The organism is Paenibacillus sp. DCT19, assembly GCF_003268635.1.
GTDB lineage: Bacteria > Bacillota > Bacilli > Paenibacillales > Paenibacillaceae > Paenibacillus.
Genome location: NZ_CP029639.1, coordinates 5,415,075 through 5,429,791 on the forward strand (window position 1 = coordinate 5,415,075; position 14,717 = coordinate 5,429,791).

Annotated in this window: 18 protein-coding genes and 1 other annotated feature; of the genes, 8 read left to right on the plus strand and 10 right to left on the minus strand. The window is 44.7% G+C overall.

Translation table 11 applies throughout. The features are described from left to right. Window positions 1-53: 53 nt before the first annotated feature. Window positions 54-1,199, minus strand: a complete 1,146-nt coding sequence (locus DMB88_RS24655; RefSeq protein ID WP_128103459.1) for a transglutaminase domain-containing protein — start codon at window positions 1,197-1,199, stop codon at window positions 54-56. A 202-nt stretch (window positions 1,200-1,401) separates the two neighbouring features. Continuing rightward, the gene (locus DMB88_RS24660) at window positions 1,402-1,857 is read right to left on the minus strand and encodes an ATPase (RefSeq protein ID WP_128103460.1); all 456 of its coding nucleotides are present in this window, start codon (window positions 1,855-1,857) and stop codon (window positions 1,402-1,404) included. Window positions 1,858-2,070: 213 nt separating this feature from the next. Here DMB88_RS24660 and DMB88_RS24665 point away from each other — a divergent pair, with 213 nt between their 5' ends. Beyond that, a complete protein-coding gene (locus DMB88_RS24665) occupies window positions 2,071-3,252 on the plus strand; it encodes an MFS transporter (RefSeq protein ID WP_128103461.1) in 1,182 nt (393 codons plus the stop codon). Between the two features lie 169 nt (window positions 3,253-3,421). Further along, the gene (locus DMB88_RS24670) at window positions 3,422-3,769 is read left to right on the plus strand and encodes a toprim domain-containing protein (RefSeq protein ID WP_056702325.1); all 348 of its coding nucleotides are present in this window, start codon (window positions 3,422-3,424) and stop codon (window positions 3,767-3,769) included. A gap of 122 nt (window positions 3,770-3,891) precedes the next feature. On the opposite strand, the gene DMB88_RS24675 is transcribed toward DMB88_RS24670, so the two are convergent. Beyond that, window positions 3,892-4,503 (minus strand): SCO family protein, encoded by a 612-nt coding sequence (locus DMB88_RS24675; RefSeq protein WP_128103462.1) that lies wholly within the window; start codon window positions 4,501-4,503, stop codon window positions 3,892-3,894. A 467-nt stretch (window positions 4,504-4,970) separates the two neighbouring features. On the opposite strand from DMB88_RS24675, the gene DMB88_RS24680 reads away from it, so the two are divergent. Beyond that, window positions 4,971-5,951, plus strand: coding sequence for a metal-dependent hydrolase (locus DMB88_RS24680; RefSeq protein ID WP_128103463.1), 981 nt, complete (start codon window positions 4,971-4,973; stop codon window positions 5,949-5,951). Between the two features lie 107 nt (window positions 5,952-6,058). Here DMB88_RS24680 and DMB88_RS24685 read toward each other — a convergent pair whose 3' ends face one another. Next, on the minus strand, window positions 6,059-6,280 hold the full coding sequence (locus DMB88_RS24685) for an alpha/beta-type small acid-soluble spore protein (protein WP_056702318.1): 222 nt from the start codon (window positions 6,278-6,280) through the stop codon (window positions 6,059-6,061). 118 nt (window positions 6,281-6,398) lie between these two features. On the opposite strand from DMB88_RS24685, the gene DMB88_RS24690 reads away from it, so the two are divergent. After that, entirely contained in the window at window positions 6,399-6,596 is a 198-nt protein-coding gene (locus tag DMB88_RS24690) for a hypothetical protein (protein WP_128103464.1), read from the plus strand. A gap of 119 nt (window positions 6,597-6,715) precedes the next feature. Here the strand turns inward: DMB88_RS24690 and trpS are convergent, their stop codons facing one another. Further along, entirely contained in the window at window positions 6,716-7,708 is a 993-nt protein-coding gene (gene trpS, locus DMB88_RS24695) for a tryptophan--tRNA ligase (protein WP_128103465.1), read from the minus strand. 89 nt (window positions 7,709-7,797) lie between these two features. Further along, window positions 7,798-8,076: a binding site (T-box leader), on the minus strand. A gap of 330 nt (window positions 8,077-8,406) precedes the next feature. On the opposite strand from trpS, the gene DMB88_RS24700 reads away from it, so the two are divergent. After that, window positions 8,407-9,381 carry an aldose 1-epimerase gene (locus DMB88_RS24700; protein WP_128103466.1) on the plus strand — a complete coding sequence of 325 codons (975 nt, stop codon included), beginning with the start codon at window positions 8,407-8,409 and terminating at the stop codon, window positions 9,379-9,381. A gap of 217 nt (window positions 9,382-9,598) precedes the next feature. Beyond that, the gene (locus tag DMB88_RS24705) at window positions 9,599-9,832 is read left to right on the plus strand and encodes an alpha/beta-type small acid-soluble spore protein (protein WP_024634588.1); all 234 of its coding nucleotides are present in this window, start codon (window positions 9,599-9,601) and stop codon (window positions 9,830-9,832) included. A gap of 77 nt (window positions 9,833-9,909) precedes the next feature. Here DMB88_RS24705 and DMB88_RS24710 read toward each other — a convergent pair whose 3' ends face one another. Continuing rightward, the gene (locus DMB88_RS24710) at window positions 9,910-10,323 is read right to left on the minus strand and encodes an O-methyltransferase (protein ID WP_128103467.1); all 414 of its coding nucleotides are present in this window, start codon (window positions 10,321-10,323) and stop codon (window positions 9,910-9,912) included. Window positions 10,324-10,680: 357 nt separating this feature from the next. Next, a complete protein-coding gene (locus tag DMB88_RS24715; protein WP_128103468.1) occupies window positions 10,681-12,480 on the minus strand; it encodes a M3 family oligoendopeptidase in 1,800 nt (599 codons plus the stop codon). A gap of 180 nt (window positions 12,481-12,660) precedes the next feature. Here DMB88_RS24715 and DMB88_RS24720 point away from each other — a divergent pair, with 180 nt between their 5' ends. Together DMB88_RS24720 and DMB88_RS24725 are read left to right on the plus strand one after the other, a co-directional pair. Continuing rightward, complete coding sequence (locus tag DMB88_RS24720; RefSeq protein WP_128103469.1) at window positions 12,661-12,843, plus strand: YycC family protein; 183 nt, start codon at window positions 12,661-12,663, stop codon at window positions 12,841-12,843. Further along, the gene (locus DMB88_RS24725; RefSeq protein ID WP_056702306.1) at window positions 12,840-13,073 is read left to right on the plus strand and encodes a hypothetical protein; all 234 of its coding nucleotides are present in this window, start codon (window positions 12,840-12,842) and stop codon (window positions 13,071-13,073) included. The genes DMB88_RS24720 and DMB88_RS24725 overlap by 4 nt, the downstream gene beginning before the upstream one ends. A gap of 23 nt (window positions 13,074-13,096) precedes the next feature. Here DMB88_RS24725 and DMB88_RS24730 read toward each other — a convergent pair whose 3' ends face one another. The 3 genes from DMB88_RS24730 to DMB88_RS30360 form a co-directional block, all read right to left on the minus strand. Next, complete coding sequence (locus tag DMB88_RS24730; protein WP_128103470.1) at window positions 13,097-13,828, minus strand: DUF2225 domain-containing protein; 732 nt, start codon at window positions 13,826-13,828, stop codon at window positions 13,097-13,099. 41 nt (window positions 13,829-13,869) lie between these two features. Beyond that, window positions 13,870-14,247, minus strand: a complete 378-nt coding sequence (locus DMB88_RS24735; RefSeq protein ID WP_128103471.1) for a globin domain-containing protein — start codon at window positions 14,245-14,247, stop codon at window positions 13,870-13,872. Between the two features lie 264 nt (window positions 14,248-14,511). Further along, window positions 14,512-14,676: a hypothetical protein gene (locus tag DMB88_RS30360; protein ID WP_164848569.1), complete on the minus strand. Its 165-nt coding sequence runs from the start codon at window positions 14,674-14,676 to the stop codon at window positions 14,512-14,514. Window positions 14,677-14,717 lie beyond the last annotated feature (41 nt).

Here is a 14,717-nt window from a genome sequence, read left to right on the forward strand (position 1 = left end):
CGGCATGATAACATGGCAACGTCGTCATATCCGGACCCATGCCCGGTGTATTGTTATGTTGTCTGATCTTTCAGATGGGTATCGGCAAAATTCGGAGGATTGAACCAGTCGCCACTCACTGCCCATGTCGGGTCCAGTGGAATCCAGCTCTGGGAATCACTCAAAAAAATCTCGTTCCATGCATGCGGGCCATAACCGCCCTGCCCATTGTAGCCGAGACCTGTTACAACCTTAACCTCAAGCCCTTGTGATCGAGCCATCACCGCATATAAGCGGGCATAGTCGATGCACACACCCATACGCGTATCAAATGTATTTTGCGGCGTTTGCTCATGCCAAATGCCTTTCTGTTCATAATCGTCTACTTTGCCGTAATCATACTCAATTCGTGAACCTACCCAATCATAGAGCGCCCGCGCCTTTTCTTCCTCCGTGGACTTACCCTGCACAATTTCCTGTGCCGCAGACTCGATATCAGCCGGGATATTATGGTCAATAACATCATACTTCCGCTGTAGAATACCGCCCAGTTCTTTCTGCACAGCCTGGGTAAACACAGGAAGCTTGTCCTTGATCAGATTACCCGACAATGGCTCAATCACGGATTTGGCTCCTTGCATGTAGATGGGTGAAGCCTCCACGTAACGACTGAACATGCTGCCTGGATAGAGACTTACGATCATGAATAAAATGGCAATCACAATCATTCCACGCGCAGAGCCGATAATTGCACCAATGATTGCTCCGGTTAAACGGCTAAAGAAACCTTTAGGCCAGCTCTCCTGATCCGCTGAATCATTCCTTTTATAGAAAAAGGACGATAGGAATCCGAGAATCAACCGGATGAACCCATAGCTAATGACAAATAACACAGCGAACCGCATCAACGGAAAATCAGCAATAGCTGTAACTAATGTATAATACATCTGCTCCCAGCGATTCAAATCTCGATTAGGGATCGTCCCGGCATACGTAGACAGCCATTGTTGAACATATGGCGCCAGCCATAACGTCAGGCCGACAGACAGCAGAATACTAATGACCACCATAATACCATCCATTAGGAAGCCAAACAGTCTGCCTGCAGAACGCGATGCTCCTCTAGACCACCCTTGCAGCAATGAAGCTGCCACAATTAACAACAGCACAATGGTGATACCGTTGAATTCCTTCAGGCTGTCCAGCCAACTTTGCAGCACGAATTCATTCCCCCTTTACTAAGAAGCTGGTATTCAAAAAGGACGGTGTTCAGTACCGAGAAGATGGAATAAAGCTAGAAATGGAGTAGCGGAGCGTAGATCAAGCTACGTGAGCAACGGACATTTCGGCTGAATTCCATATTCGACGCTGAGATGCCGCAAGGCATCCCTCGTAATCAACATCGGACTTTTTGAACAACCTCTAAGAAGCTGGTGCTGTTACGTTTCCTTTGGCTTTATCAACAAAGACACGTATCGTTTCGTTATCCAAATTCCATTCACCTAGCGAGATCCCGCGAAGCGTGACATTGACTTTGTCCGCGCCTGCCGTGCCTTTAATCTCTACATTGGGGCTTGTAATAGTGAACTCTCCATTTTGTCCTTTCGCATAGGTCGCTTTAGACGCTTCGTTCACCATAAGATTCGTTGCTTCCTTTTTCAATGTGTCCATTGTACTGCTTTGAACATCCGTTACCGTCTGTTTGATCTGGTCAATGGAGATACCACTGTATATCAGTAGAGCCGCAATAATGATGATGGCAATCGCCCATTTCAATACCGTTTTGACGACATTCAGAACGAAGAACAAAATGATCAAGGCAACAACGATCACAAGCCAGTTCTGCATCACAAACTCTTTAATTACTTCTATGTCCATGACTACACCTTCCGAATTAGAGTTGAGTACACACTTCCCGAATATTATACATGATTTCCGAACCTGCTGTCAGCTAAGCCTATAAGTGCAAAAATAAAGGGTCTAAGTTCGTCCCTCCGGGCGTACAAGTAGTACCATGAGGTTCTGCGTGATAAACGCGTATACCCGATACACCACCGATGAACATGCATCGTTTAACAAGGAGGGGCTTTTGTGAAAACGGCCATATGGCTCTATTTATTTTTGTTTCTTGCTGTTTTTGATCTGCATGCCCAGTATCCAATACTGACGCCATTCGCTATTTCGCTTGGGGCGGCTCCAACATTCATTGGTTGGATGATGGGCATCTACTCCTTGACTCATTTACCTGGTAATCTCATTGCTGGTACGCAAATCGACAGACACGGCAGCCGCCGCTACATTGTGTTCAGCCTGTTAGGCGCGGGCATCATTCTGCTCATCCAAGCCCAGATCCACACCCCATGGCAGCTGCTCGCACTTCGCTCCATTAGCGGGTTTGTTCTCGCCTTTTTATCTCCTGCCTGTCTAGCCCTGCTAGCTCAGTTGTCCCGTGATCCCGTTACCCAGGGCAAGTATATGTCTGGTCATGGTGTAGTTCATACACTCGCATCCGTTGTATCTCCTGCGGCAGGAGCACTCATCGTAGGTAGTTTAGGATTTTCGGCAACCTTTGCGAGCCTTGGTTACTTGCTCATTCTGACAGGTGTTATTGCCTTCTTCTCCATGCCTAAGGGATTAATCGAGCCACAGCATGAAAAGGTCACTGAGCCTGCCCAGCCAAGCCCTCTACCTGACAGCAAAAAGGTGTTCCTGCCCGTATCCTGGCGTTATTTCGCGCTGCCACTTGTCATAGCCTGTGCCCAAGGCATTCTTTTCTTTGAACTACCTCTTCGAGGTGGAGGTCATTCCTCCATCATGTCTACAGGCCTTCTATTTTCCATCATTAGTATTGGAGCCTTATTTACATTGAGTATGCTATTCCTTAATCGATATTCACCTAAGCTACGTTTAACCGCAGGTGTATTATTGATGTCCCTTTGCTTCTTCGCCTTAGCAGCGATTCCTCAGTTGCCTTTGCCTACTGTCCTGTTTGTACTCGGGATGTCCAAGGGCATCACATTTCCTGCAATGGCAACCTTATTTATCAGGCTAAGCGGTGGCAACAAGCTGGGTCGGATTTTCTCCCTACAATCCATCGCGACATCCATCGGCTCCTTCATTGGCCCAATCGCAGCCGGACAGATTCGTGTGGGAGTCTCTCCTTATTTTATCGGATTCATCTTACTGATGGTTGGTATTCTTCTGCTTCCATATTTTAATTCCAGACAAGAAGCTTCATTATCAGCTTCTGACCCCAAAAGTATTCTGGGTTAATATGATAATAGACGTTCCTTGTGCCTCTATCCCTGCAAGAGTTTGTTTTTTTTGCTAGTCCTTTGCATCATTCCCCTATTTACAGCTACACTATATATGATCCGTCGATTTCCGCGACAACATTTCCCGGGGAATGTCGACACAAGCTCTCGAACAAGAGGTGAATATGATGCCTATTCATGTCATCGTGGAAGGTAAAAATGATCGTAGCAAACTCAAACGACTGGTTGGGCCTGAGATCAACATTTTGTGTACGTTTGGAACACTGAATTCCTTGAAGCTTGAGACGCTGAAAAAGCAGGTTGGTTATGATGAGGTCTATCTATTTATGGATAATGACAGCTCTGGCAAGAAAATTAGAGGCGTTCTGCGCGATGCTTTTCCGGATGCGGAGCAGATGTACACGAGACGTGGTTATGCGGGGGTAGAAGGAACACCGGATGAATACATCATTGCCCAGTTAGAAAAAGCAGGATTAGAGGCATATATTCAATATCCGGAACAGCCGTCATTTTAAATACGGCCAATACAAAGAGGCACCGACTCAGATCTTTGTCCGATCTGGGCAGTGCCTTTGATTGTTATACATTACTGTTATACGGATCATGAGATACGCTCCGTACCCCACCATTTCGTTGTTTACTCCTTAATCAGGTTGCGAATATCTTCTGCGATTACTGCTGGATCAACATCATTTGTAGCTCCTGCACTGTATATCTTACGCAGTTGATTGTTGCGATCCACCAAACCAATCAGGTTCATATGGGCAAAATCATCTTTAGTCTCACCCTCAATCAGAATCTGGAAGGATTCTCTGGCGAATTTCTTCGTCTCTTCCATATCCCCGCGAAGGAAATACCACCCATTATAATCAGCATGGAAACGATCGGCAAATTCCTTAATCTTCTCCTTCGTGTCCACCTCTGGATCAAAGGAAATCGATACAAACGAAGCATCATTGCCAAATGTGTCATCCTCTTTCAACAGATCCTGCACTTGAGAAAGTGTGAATGTCGTTATAGGGCATACATCTGGACAACTGGTGAAATAAAAGTAGAATAAACGGACTTTGCCTTGAGTATCCTCAAGCGACACGGTATTCCCATCTACATTTTCCATCGAAAAGGATTGGATCTCCCGGATTTCGGGTAATTTCTCCTTGCTAGCAAATACATTTCCCCACATGAGATATACAGCCATAGCAAGGGCTAGTGCGAGCAATATCCATGTCCACATATACTTTTTGAGCATTAATCCTCTTCCTTTCTCCCATGTCATTACAATGAATACGCATACATACGATGAAAAACCTAAAAGCTTAGTTTTTGCCTACTCCCACAAATAATCACGATCATAAATGACGGTCTTATTGCTAAATTATGTATGACGAGAAGATTCATCTATTGCAGAGCACTCTACTATTGTACCTGTTCTTCAGCATCATGCCTACGAAACTTTTTGAACATGCCGTTTGAAACGGTAAAGCCAGTCCCCTTTATATCCGATATAAAGTTTATCACAGAAAATCCCAAAAGAGTGGAACAATGCTTGTACAAATATCGAACAAAAAATGGGACTGATCTAACCTTTGTTGGGCTGGTGACCTGTTTTGCTTCTAGTCAGACGGATAATATACACTATAGATGGGTATCACCTAGATAGAGAATGATTAGAGGTTTAGTATGATGAGAACGATCTACACAACAAAGGAGACTTCTATGGATACTTCTACACATTTTGTCATGGGCATTGGTTTGGCTGGGCTAGCTTATGTTGATCCTGTTGTAGCCTCAAGCCCTATGCTTGCGGCAGCGGTAATGGTCGGTACGATCGCTGGCTCACAAGCTCCTGATATCGATACTGCGCTGCGTCTCAAGAGTAATTCCCTGTATATTCGAAATCATCGAGGGATGTCCCATTCCCTGCCATTTCTCCTGTTATGGACATTGCTCATTACAGGTGTAATCGCATTGATCTTCCCTGGTGTCGCTATTGCACATGTTGCTATATGGACGGCTGTTGCGGTGTGTGTACACGTATTTACGGATCTATTCAATACGTATGGCACTCAAGCGGCAAGACCATTTACGGATAAGTGGATCGCGTGGAATATCATTCATATTTTTGATCCGTTTCTATTCAGTTCCCATGCTGCGGCAATCCTACTCTGGGCTTTTGATGTTGTAGCACCTGCTCCATTGTTCGTCACGCTGTATATCATCATCGGCTTGTATTACATCTGGCGAATTATTGCTCATGCTCAGGCTGTTGCTAAGGTGAAACGAATGGATTACAGCACAGATGCCATTCGTTATGTCGTTATTCCCACGATATCCTGGAATCGATGGCATGTAGTGAAGCGTTATGCAGATGATCGGTATGAGATTGGAAAATTAGATGGTTCCGACCTGACTTGGAATTTGCAAGCTTCCTCCTCTACTCATGCAGCTGTAGCAGCTTCTCGTCAGTCACCTGAGGTGCAGGCTTTCCTATACTTTACGTCATATGCTGTAGCTGAGGTCGAGGAATTGCCTGTTGGATATAAAGTCCGCTGGGCGGATGTCCGTTATCGACACCGCAAACAATATCCATTTGTCGCTGTCGTTGTCATGGATCGAAATTTCGAAACGATCGACACGTATGTGGGCTGGTTAAGTGACGAAAAAATGGATAAAAAACTTTTGACGGCACGCTCTTGACGAAAGTGTGCCAAGAAGGGCACAATCAACATAGGAACTAAACCGCGCGAAAGCCCGGAGCATTCCGCTCCGGGCCTTCTGTGTTGTTGCCGTTTGGTTATAATAAATTATTTGCCAGACCCAGCCAGAGACTGCTCAGCGATTTGTACCAGACGTTTGGTAATATATCCACCCAGAGATCCTGTCTCACGGGAAGTGTAGTTACCATAGTAACCGTCTTGTGGAATAGTTACACCCAGTTCCTGTGCAGCTTCCATTTTCAATTGTTGCAATGCTGCAGTTGCTTGAGGTACCACCAAGTTGTTAGAAGAACGAGATCCTTGAGCCATATTTTAAATCTCCTTTCAATCTGTGTCTGTAATGTAATGCAAGCTTGCAAGATTATTATGTCTCGCACGCTTCAGGTTATACGGAGATTCATTAAATTTATGATGGAGGTTTTTTCCAATGAGCAAAGGTCTATCCTTATGGTTTGCATTCTCTTCCATTGCTTTGTTAACGGTTACAGCCATTACAATGTCATACTCTGGCTGGCTAGCTGCATTAGGATTCATTTTGTCGATTGGTAACATCGGTTGGGGGTTTGTCATTCGTGCCAAAAAAGAGCGTCGCGAACTTCAAACATCTACGGGTTCAGCTTCTTAATTCTGTGTTCTGAAGCGACGCTTCTACACTAGCCAAACAACAAAAGAGGAGCCTATGGCTCCTCTTTTTGCTATATCTAAAACTCATTGCTCTATATAATTGAATTCAAATACGACTTACTATCGTGTACGTCTTGGTACAAAGCCCATACGTTCCTTCACATCATTAAGTGTTTTGGAAGCCACTTCTTCCGCACGACGAGCCGAAGCATCCAAAATATCAGCCAATTCACCAGATTCGCGGATCTCATGATACCGTTGTTGCAATGGCTCAATGACGGAAACGACTGCTTCTGCCAAGCCTTTTTTGAATGGACCATACATCTGACCTTCATACTGATCTGCAACCTGTTGCAGAGTCATACCTGCACATTCCGCATAGATGCTCATGAGGTTACTCACTTCCGGTTTGTTCGCTGGATCATACACAACTTCACGGCCTGAATCTGTTGTGGCACGGCTGATTTTCTTGCGAATCTCTGCCGGTGTGTCCAGCAATGCGATATAGCTGCCTGCATTCGGATTACTTTTACTCATCTTCGAAGAAGCATCATCCAAAGACATCACACGCGCACCCACTTGCGGAATGTACGGGTCTGGAATGGTGAAATACTCTCCATAACGGTGGTTGAAGCGACCAGCGAGATCACGCGTGAGCTCCAAATGCTGCTTCTGGTCCTCCCCTACAGGAACGAGATCAGCATTGTATAGCAGAATGTCGGCTGCCATCAGAGATGGATATACAAACAGTCCTGCTCCAACGGAATCTTTGCCTGAAGACTTATCTTTGAATTGAGTCATACGCTCAAGTTCACCCATGGAAGTGAGTGTTGTCATCAACCATCCCAGCTCAGCGTGCTGAGGCACATGGGACTGCAAAAATACGTTTGATTTGGTCGGATCAATGCCAGCGGCGATGAACAATGCAGCTACCGCCTCGGATTGCTCACGGAGTGCAGCAGGCTCCTGAGGGACAGTTATGGCATGAAGATCCACCACCATGAAGTGACATTGATAATCATGCTGTAGCTTCACAAAATTTTTGATCGCACCAATGTAGTTACCAAGCGTAAGTTTACCACTCGGCTGAATGCCAGATAATACTGTTTTCATAAACGTAATGCCTCCTCGAATTTGACTCTGACTTGGGTTAATCCTGGTAAAACATCTATTCTCCGCGGACGCAAAAAGATCCCACGCCCGCAAGGGACGTGAGACCGTGGTGCCACCCTTATTCGTGTCCCTTGATAAGTAGATTCTCTGTACTTACGCACATCGATTCATCAACAAGGAAACACCTTCATTGTTCCGTAACGTGGAATATACGTCAGAATCTACTGCGGGATCAAGCCAATATCAGCTACCCGGTTCAACACTGCACTCAAGGGCCCATTCGGCAAAGAGTTCACACCGGTTCACATCACCCACCGGCTTTCTGAAGAGAGTGCCCTCCACTTACTTGTCCCTATCATCGCTTTAAGAAGTTGTTCAAAAAGTCCGATTTTGATTACGAAATGTACTGAAAACCGACCTTTTAAACACGTATTTTTAAGTTATTCAACTCGTGAATACGCCTATATCTGAATACCATCTTAATGCGATCCACACGGATTGTCAAAATTTAAGAACGAGCTTTTTTTACCCACTCCACTGAAATCTGTTATGATGGAAATGGAATGGCTTAACCCCTATTCCACGCATTCATGTGGAATGCTTACAGATTTGCTGGCATGTACACAATGACACGCTTGCAGCGGAAAATTATGATAGCCGCTTGCAGACAGATTTCAAGTGGGAAAAGGAGCATCGATATGAAACAAGTGACCAAAGGCCAATGGAATGGTTACGACACGTATATCCTACATAGCCGTGAATTGGAGATTACCCTGCTACCGCGTCTTGGAAATAATATCATCTCGATTCGCGATCTCGTGCAGGAACGCGATGTCGTCCGCAGTCCAGAAGAAGATGAGCTTGCATTTTATCTGCAGAAACCGTATCACTTCGGTGTTCCGCTTCTCATTCCACCTGGTCGAATTCATCGCGGACAATTCGAATATGAGGGCGTCCATTACCAGTTCGATCAGAACACAGCCAACGACAACCACATCCATGGTCTCCATCGCACGCAATCCTGGTGTGTCAGTGACATTGAAGAGGATGAAGATGGTTGTGCCATCACTACGGAATTACTTACCGAGAACGAAGAGCACTGGATGGAGCAATTTCCTATTCCACTCAAGCTAGAGATGACGTTTAGGCTGCAAAATGCCGTCCTGAGTCAGCATCTGCGCGTGACCAATTTGAGTTCAACTCCTGCTCCGTTTGGAATGGGATATCATACATGGTTCCTCCTTGACGGCGCACCTGCCGAATGGACACTTCAACTGCCTGTATCAGGTTTATATTCACAGAATGAGGAACAGCTACCTACAGGTGATATTGCTGAGTTAGGTGAATGGTCTGCCTTGAACGAAGGTGTTAATATGCAAGGACGGAATTGGGATACACTTCTCAAGGCTGACGAGCATCAACCAGCCATCGCCAAGCTCCGTCGTCAGGATGGGTATCTGCTGAATTATTCTGCAGATGAACGATACTTCAAACATTGGGTTCTCTATACCAAAGGTGAATCCGATCAATTCCTGTGCATTGAGCCCTACACTTGGCTCTCCGATGCCCCGAATCTGCCTTTATCAGATCAGCAAACAGGATTAATTCGACTGGAACCACAGCAGCCAGTAGAGCTGGTTACACGGATTGAAGTTGTTCCTCCAGTAGAATAATGTAACGAAGAAATAACTCTATCATGACTTCATCATACCTCACAGAGGTACGTTCTTTATTTTACCTATACAGCAAGAAGGCCGATCCATATTGGATCGGCTTTTTGCATATATCCTTCACATCATTAACCCCTAAAATTTCCCTTTCGCCATATCATGTATATTTCTGCATTCTCTAACCATACTAACATCACCAACCCATAAGGAGGTGACACACATGTACGGAGGCCAAAACCAAGGTAATAGAAACAGCTCTAACAATCTGGTTGTTCCCCAAGCAACAGCAGCTTTGCAACAATTGAAAATCGAAGCAGCGCAAGAGCTGGGTGTAACCATTCCACAAGATGGATACTACGGTAACTACACTTCCCGTGAGACAGGATCTCTGGGAGGTTACATTACTAAACGTCTGGTACAAATCGCTGAGCAGCAATTATCGGGTCGTTCTTAAGAACTCGAACGCATGCTTAAGTTGATAAAGCTAAAAGCGGCCTTCTTCAGAAGTGCCGCTTTTGGTTATGCTGGCGCTTAGGAAGTTGATTCCATTCCTGAATCCTTGTATGTATTAGTCCTAGGATAACGAATCATTAAGTTAGCCATATTGTAATTGGATTCCATCGTTGCATCTACCAGAATCATGCCTTGTCTTACTGTAAAATCGTAAGAAATTTCTCCATGCGTCCAGTTCTTCTTGAATTTCAATGTTTCTAATGCCATAACCCGGAAAGAAGATCGCTGAGCTTCATTCAATCCCTCATTTTCCACTTCCAACTGTCCATTCCGTCCAGTTATCGGATTATGTCGAATTCCAAATTTCCCAATTACGTTATTTCGTATTTGCACAAAAACTACACCTGAATCTAACCCTGCCAACTCATTATCTAGCTCTTTGAACACCAGATCTAACTGTCGTGCTAATGAAAGCTGGTCAATTTTTACCATATTGCTCCTCCTTTATGCACTTCATCCCTTCGTAACAAGGACTTACGACTCATTATATGACAATATATATGGTCATTCAACAACATCAAACAAACTTGGGTATTTATTACTATGGTTTGCACAATTAATTGCCATTCTTCCGCTTAAAACTGAGTTTTTTCTCTGTATTGCGACAAAATAATCGCATCTGTCATGTCAGAAAAAAAGACTGCCACCCCATCATATTTCATTGGGCTAGCAGTCTTATAACGTTATATAAATCGCAATTTCATATCGGTAAATATCAACCATAGTCTATACATGCATGTTCAAAAGGGCTTAATCAAAAGTGGGCTTGTTGAACAACCTTTATGGTGCTTATTGGTGATTTTCCGTCATCTCAAGGAACTGTTCAATATCAGCAACAACTAAATTGGCGGCATTTTGCCAGAATTCAGGCTGGGTTAGGTCTGTTCCCAGATGTTTATGTGCCAACTGTTCTACCGTCATCCGACCCGTATCTCTCAGCAAGTCATCATATTTATCCGCAAAGGCTGTTCCCTCTTGCTGTGCTCTAGCATAAATTCCTGCACTGAACATATAACCAAACGTGTACGGGAAGTTATAGAAAGGTACACCTGTCAGATAGAAATGCAGCTTCGATGCCCAGAAATGCGGATGATCGGATGCCAACACACCACAGAATGCTTCTTGCTGAGCATCAACCATTAATTTGGACAGTTCATCAGCACTAACAAGTCCCTTTTTACGTTGCTCGTAAAAACGATTTTCGAATAAGAAGCGAGCGTGAATATTCATAAAGAAGGCTACACTGCGTTGAATTTTATCTTCCAGCAAAGCCAACTTCTCTTGCTCATCCGTCGCCGCCTGAACAAGTGCATCTGCAACGATCAACTCAGCAAAAGTAGACGCCGTCTCCGCTACATTCATCGCGTAACGCTGATTCAGCGCAGGCAACTCTTCCATGATGTGCTGGTGGTATCCATGTCCTAACTCGTGAGCGAGTGTCGAAACATTTGATGGAGTCCCAGAGAATGTCATGAAGATCCGCGTCGCTTTGCTCAGCGGCAGAGATGTACAGAAGCCACCTGGACGCTTACCAGGACGGTCTTCAGCTTCGATCCAGCGCTTCTCAAACGCCATTTCAGCAAATTTTGAAAGCTTGGGACTGAACTTCGCGAACTGTTCGACAATATTAATCGCAGCTTCATCATACGTCACTTTGCCACCCGATTTTCCAACAGGAGCATCGACATCACTCCAACTCAGCTTTTCTACACCAAGAAGCTTCGCTTTGCGCTCCAAATACCGAACCAATGCAGGTTTGGCTCCGTTAATAACATTCCACATCGTATCGAGTGTCTGACGCGACATGCGGTTAATGGCCAAAGGTTCTTTGAGGATATCATCCCAGCCACGCTTCTCATATAACTTCAGACGGAAGCCGGCAAGGTGATTCAGCGTATCCGCACAAAAATCCTCGACGTCAGTCCAAGCTTCTTCCCATTGTGCAAAAACCTTTTCGCGTACAGTACGATCACTGTCACTAAGCTTGTTGGAAGCCTGCCCTGCTGACAGCATGACCGTTTCTCCATTTTGCTCAAAAGGAATGTTAATCTTTCCTACAATGGTGTTATAGAATTTGCCCCAGCCATGATAACCATCCACACCTAAATCAAGGGCAAGACCTTCGAGTTCAGGTGACAGCTTCTCACGAGCTTGTGTGCGACTTTCGTTCAGGACAAAAGATAGTGGCTCAATGTCATCCCGAGCAATCCATGCTTCCCATACGTGGTCTTCTGTTTCACTGAGTTTGTTATCAAACTGGGACTTACTGCTGTTCAGCATCGCTGCAAGGGAACTAATCGCTCCTTGAAGCTGTGTAGCCTTCTTGTCCTTCTGATTCTGTGAAGAAAGACATGATACAAAAGCTGATCCTTCGGAAGTCCGAATGTAACAGCTCTGCAACAATTCCAAAATCGGATCAAATGTTTTCGTTTCTTCCAGATTGCTTGGTACTGGTGTTTCTCTCAGTAGTTGCTGAAGGTTGCGAACATCCTGCTCAAGCTCAACGAGGTATGCAGCAAATGACTCGGAGGAAGAACCTCCACTAAAGATGGACTCCAGATCCCATACGGGATGTAATGGTGTTTTCATTAATTAGGCACCTCTCTCTACAGATTGAATAACAAATGACGAAACAATGAACCCTATGAAGGCTGTGATTCCATTTTTCATTCAACACAAATGTAATTACCTGAATAAAGACTGGTTTTATGAAGACTGTATCTCTATACTAGAGGAATAGTTTAAGCTATTCTTTAGGAGGTAAACGTGATGAAACCTTTACAAGTATCGGCTGACACAGCCGTAAAATTAGCGGAATCCCTTGGTGTGCCACTGGAACACTTGATGCATATGCCCCAGCATATCCTGCTGCAGAAAATTGCCGAATTAGCCAAAGCTGAAGCGTCCAAGCCAACTGCATCCGAAAAAGCCTCGGAAGGCGAACAGGAATGATTCCTTTTGAGAACAGTTGGCCTTATGACATTGTGATGGGGGACATCTATGTACAGCAATGCCCGTTCTGCCATGCAAGCAATGTGCTGCTGCCCCTTAAACCGAAAGAGCTAGTACGCATCCGTGAAGGCAAGAAGAAATTGCTGGTCTTTCCTTGTTGTAACGGGAGTATGACGGTGATTGACAACGATAGTGACTACCTGCTGTCCAGCCGTCCTATTCGCAATTAATTGAATTTAGTTACGATTGATGCTTAGATGGGGCTACGCTTAGTAGCCCCTTTTTCGGTTTCAATCATCTCTTCAGGCAGCTCCATTTTGCCAGAAATCATCTGTTCCCGCAGTAAGGCCCATTGTTCTCTTGAAGCACGAATCATGGCTGCGTCTGTAATACGCTTGTCCTGAATGACTCTTCCAAACCATTTGACCGCCTCATGGAAGCGACCTATCCTACGATTTAATTCCCCCAGCAAATAGAGCAATCTGGCTTCATTTCCACCTGTGCCTTCCCGCTCAAACACCCTCACATACGAGTCTAAACTAAACTCAAGAAATCGACGTTCCTGCTCATGATCCTCTCGGTAGCGGTACAACCAGGCAATATGATGAAGTAAACCTGCAACGACACGATCCTTCTCTTGGATCACTTGCGCACACAACAACCCAAGCTTATACGTTGCAAGTGCTTGATCAATCGTCCGTGCCCCGCTATAATCTCGTTTTTCCCAACGATTACCGATTTGATTTTTGAAGTTTTGCCGCTGTGTATCACTTAGTCGTTCCGTTGAATTCTCTGTCGAAGCAAATCCACATTCAGGACAGATGCGCACAACGTAAAAGTCCGGGTTCTCTAGTTTGTAATAGGCGCAGAAGTCGGAATCGGTTCGGTAAGGTCTCTTCAAACTAGGTCTTACCCGTGAAGTTTCAAACTCATTTTCACAATAATGACATGTTATTTTCACCTTATACAGCGGTTCTAGTTCCACTCATTCCATCCCTCTCCCGTTTGCTTGCTTGTATATCGGAACTAAGGCGTATTCACAAAGTGATGTGCCGGTCCCGATAAACGCTGCAAGATAAACGAATGCAACGGTTCTTCAACACCGATCTGTGTCAACGCTTGATTCATACATGAGAGCCATGCTTCAGCTCGTTCAACCGTCACTTCAAAATGCATGTGGCGGGCGCGCATCATCGGATGACCATAGGCCTCAGAGAACAAGGCAGGTCCCCCGAAAAATTGAGATAAAAACATGTACTGTTTATCCATCACTGGCTGAATATCTTCAGGAAACAATGGCGCTAACTGCTCATTCTGCATAACAATCGGGTAAAAGGCTTCTACCAAAGCGCGTACACCTTGTTCCCCGCCGAGATTTTCATAAATACTTAGCGTAGGTTTCATTGATTTGCCCCCACACTAGTTGTGTCGAATTTTGGCATATATTACACTCCTATGCTTAATTGTGAACTAAAATTATAGACAAGGCTACATACACCCTAATCCTCATTCTATCAAAAAAAAACCAAAAGTCCTATCTAACATCACACAAGATATGGATTATTATTTAACAATTTTGCGGATGACAACCTAATATGGACTTGCTCGCGACTAGATCATAACAACAAAAAAAGCGCCAAACCTAAGGTTCAGCGCATCATTTATTCATTAATAGCTTCGCCAGTCCTCTTCTTCAGAGCGTACAAGCGACGCACGTATAACGTATACAAAAGCACAGACTAGGACTCCGGTGACAAGACTCATAATCATCACTCCATCCGAATTGAATTCACCCGTTAGCAGATTGAGGTGACGTTCAGGCGTTTTTTTCATTTTAGCATACATCATTTAAAAATACAGCCATTTTTGCAAGC

What these genes read in the sequence shown, in the direction of transcription:
- DMB88_RS24660 (WP_128103460.1), bottom strand. Translation starts at nt 1,857, where the DNA reads ATGGACATAGAAGTAATTAAAGAGTTTGTGATGCAGAACTGGCTTGTG.
- DMB88_RS24670 (WP_056702325.1), top strand. Translation starts at nt 3,422, where the DNA reads ATGCCTATTCATGTCATCGTGGAAGGTAAAAATGATCGTAGCAAACTC.
- DMB88_RS24675 (WP_128103462.1), bottom strand. Translation starts at nt 4,503, where the DNA reads ATGCTCAAAAAGTATATGTGGACATGGATATTGCTCGCACTAGCCCTT.
- DMB88_RS24680 (WP_128103463.1), top strand. Translation starts at nt 4,971, where the DNA reads ATGGATACTTCTACACATTTTGTCATGGGCATTGGTTTGGCTGGGCTA.
- DMB88_RS24685 (WP_056702318.1), bottom strand. Translation starts at nt 6,280, where the DNA reads ATGGCTCAAGGATCTCGTTCTTCTAACAACTTGGTGGTACCTCAAGCA.
- DMB88_RS24690 (WP_128103464.1), top strand. Translation starts at nt 6,399, where the DNA reads ATGAGCAAAGGTCTATCCTTATGGTTTGCATTCTCTTCCATTGCTTTG.
- trpS (WP_128103465.1), bottom strand. Translation starts at nt 7,708, where the DNA reads ATGAAAACAGTATTATCTGGCATTCAGCCGAGTGGTAAACTTACGCTT.
- DMB88_RS24700 (WP_128103466.1), top strand. Translation starts at nt 8,407, where the DNA reads ATGAAACAAGTGACCAAAGGCCAATGGAATGGTTACGACACGTATATC.
- DMB88_RS24705 (WP_024634588.1), top strand. Translation starts at nt 9,599, where the DNA reads ATGTACGGAGGCCAAAACCAAGGTAATAGAAACAGCTCTAACAATCTG.
- DMB88_RS24710 (WP_128103467.1), bottom strand. Translation starts at nt 10,323, where the DNA reads ATGGTAAAAATTGACCAGCTTTCATTAGCACGACAGTTAGATCTGGTG.
- DMB88_RS24715 (WP_128103468.1), bottom strand. Translation starts at nt 12,480, where the DNA reads ATGAAAACACCATTACATCCCGTATGGGATCTGGAGTCCATCTTTAGT.
- DMB88_RS24720 (WP_128103469.1), top strand. Translation starts at nt 12,661, where the DNA reads ATGAAACCTTTACAAGTATCGGCTGACACAGCCGTAAAATTAGCGGAA.
- DMB88_RS24725 (WP_056702306.1), top strand. Translation starts at nt 12,840, where the DNA reads ATGATTCCTTTTGAGAACAGTTGGCCTTATGACATTGTGATGGGGGAC.
- DMB88_RS24735 (WP_128103471.1), bottom strand. Translation starts at nt 14,247, where the DNA reads ATGAAACCTACGCTAAGTATTTATGAAAATCTCGGCGGGGAACAAGGT.
- DMB88_RS30360 (WP_164848569.1), bottom strand. Translation starts at nt 14,676, where the DNA reads ATGAAAAAAACGCCTGAACGTCACCTCAATCTGCTAACGGGTGAATTC.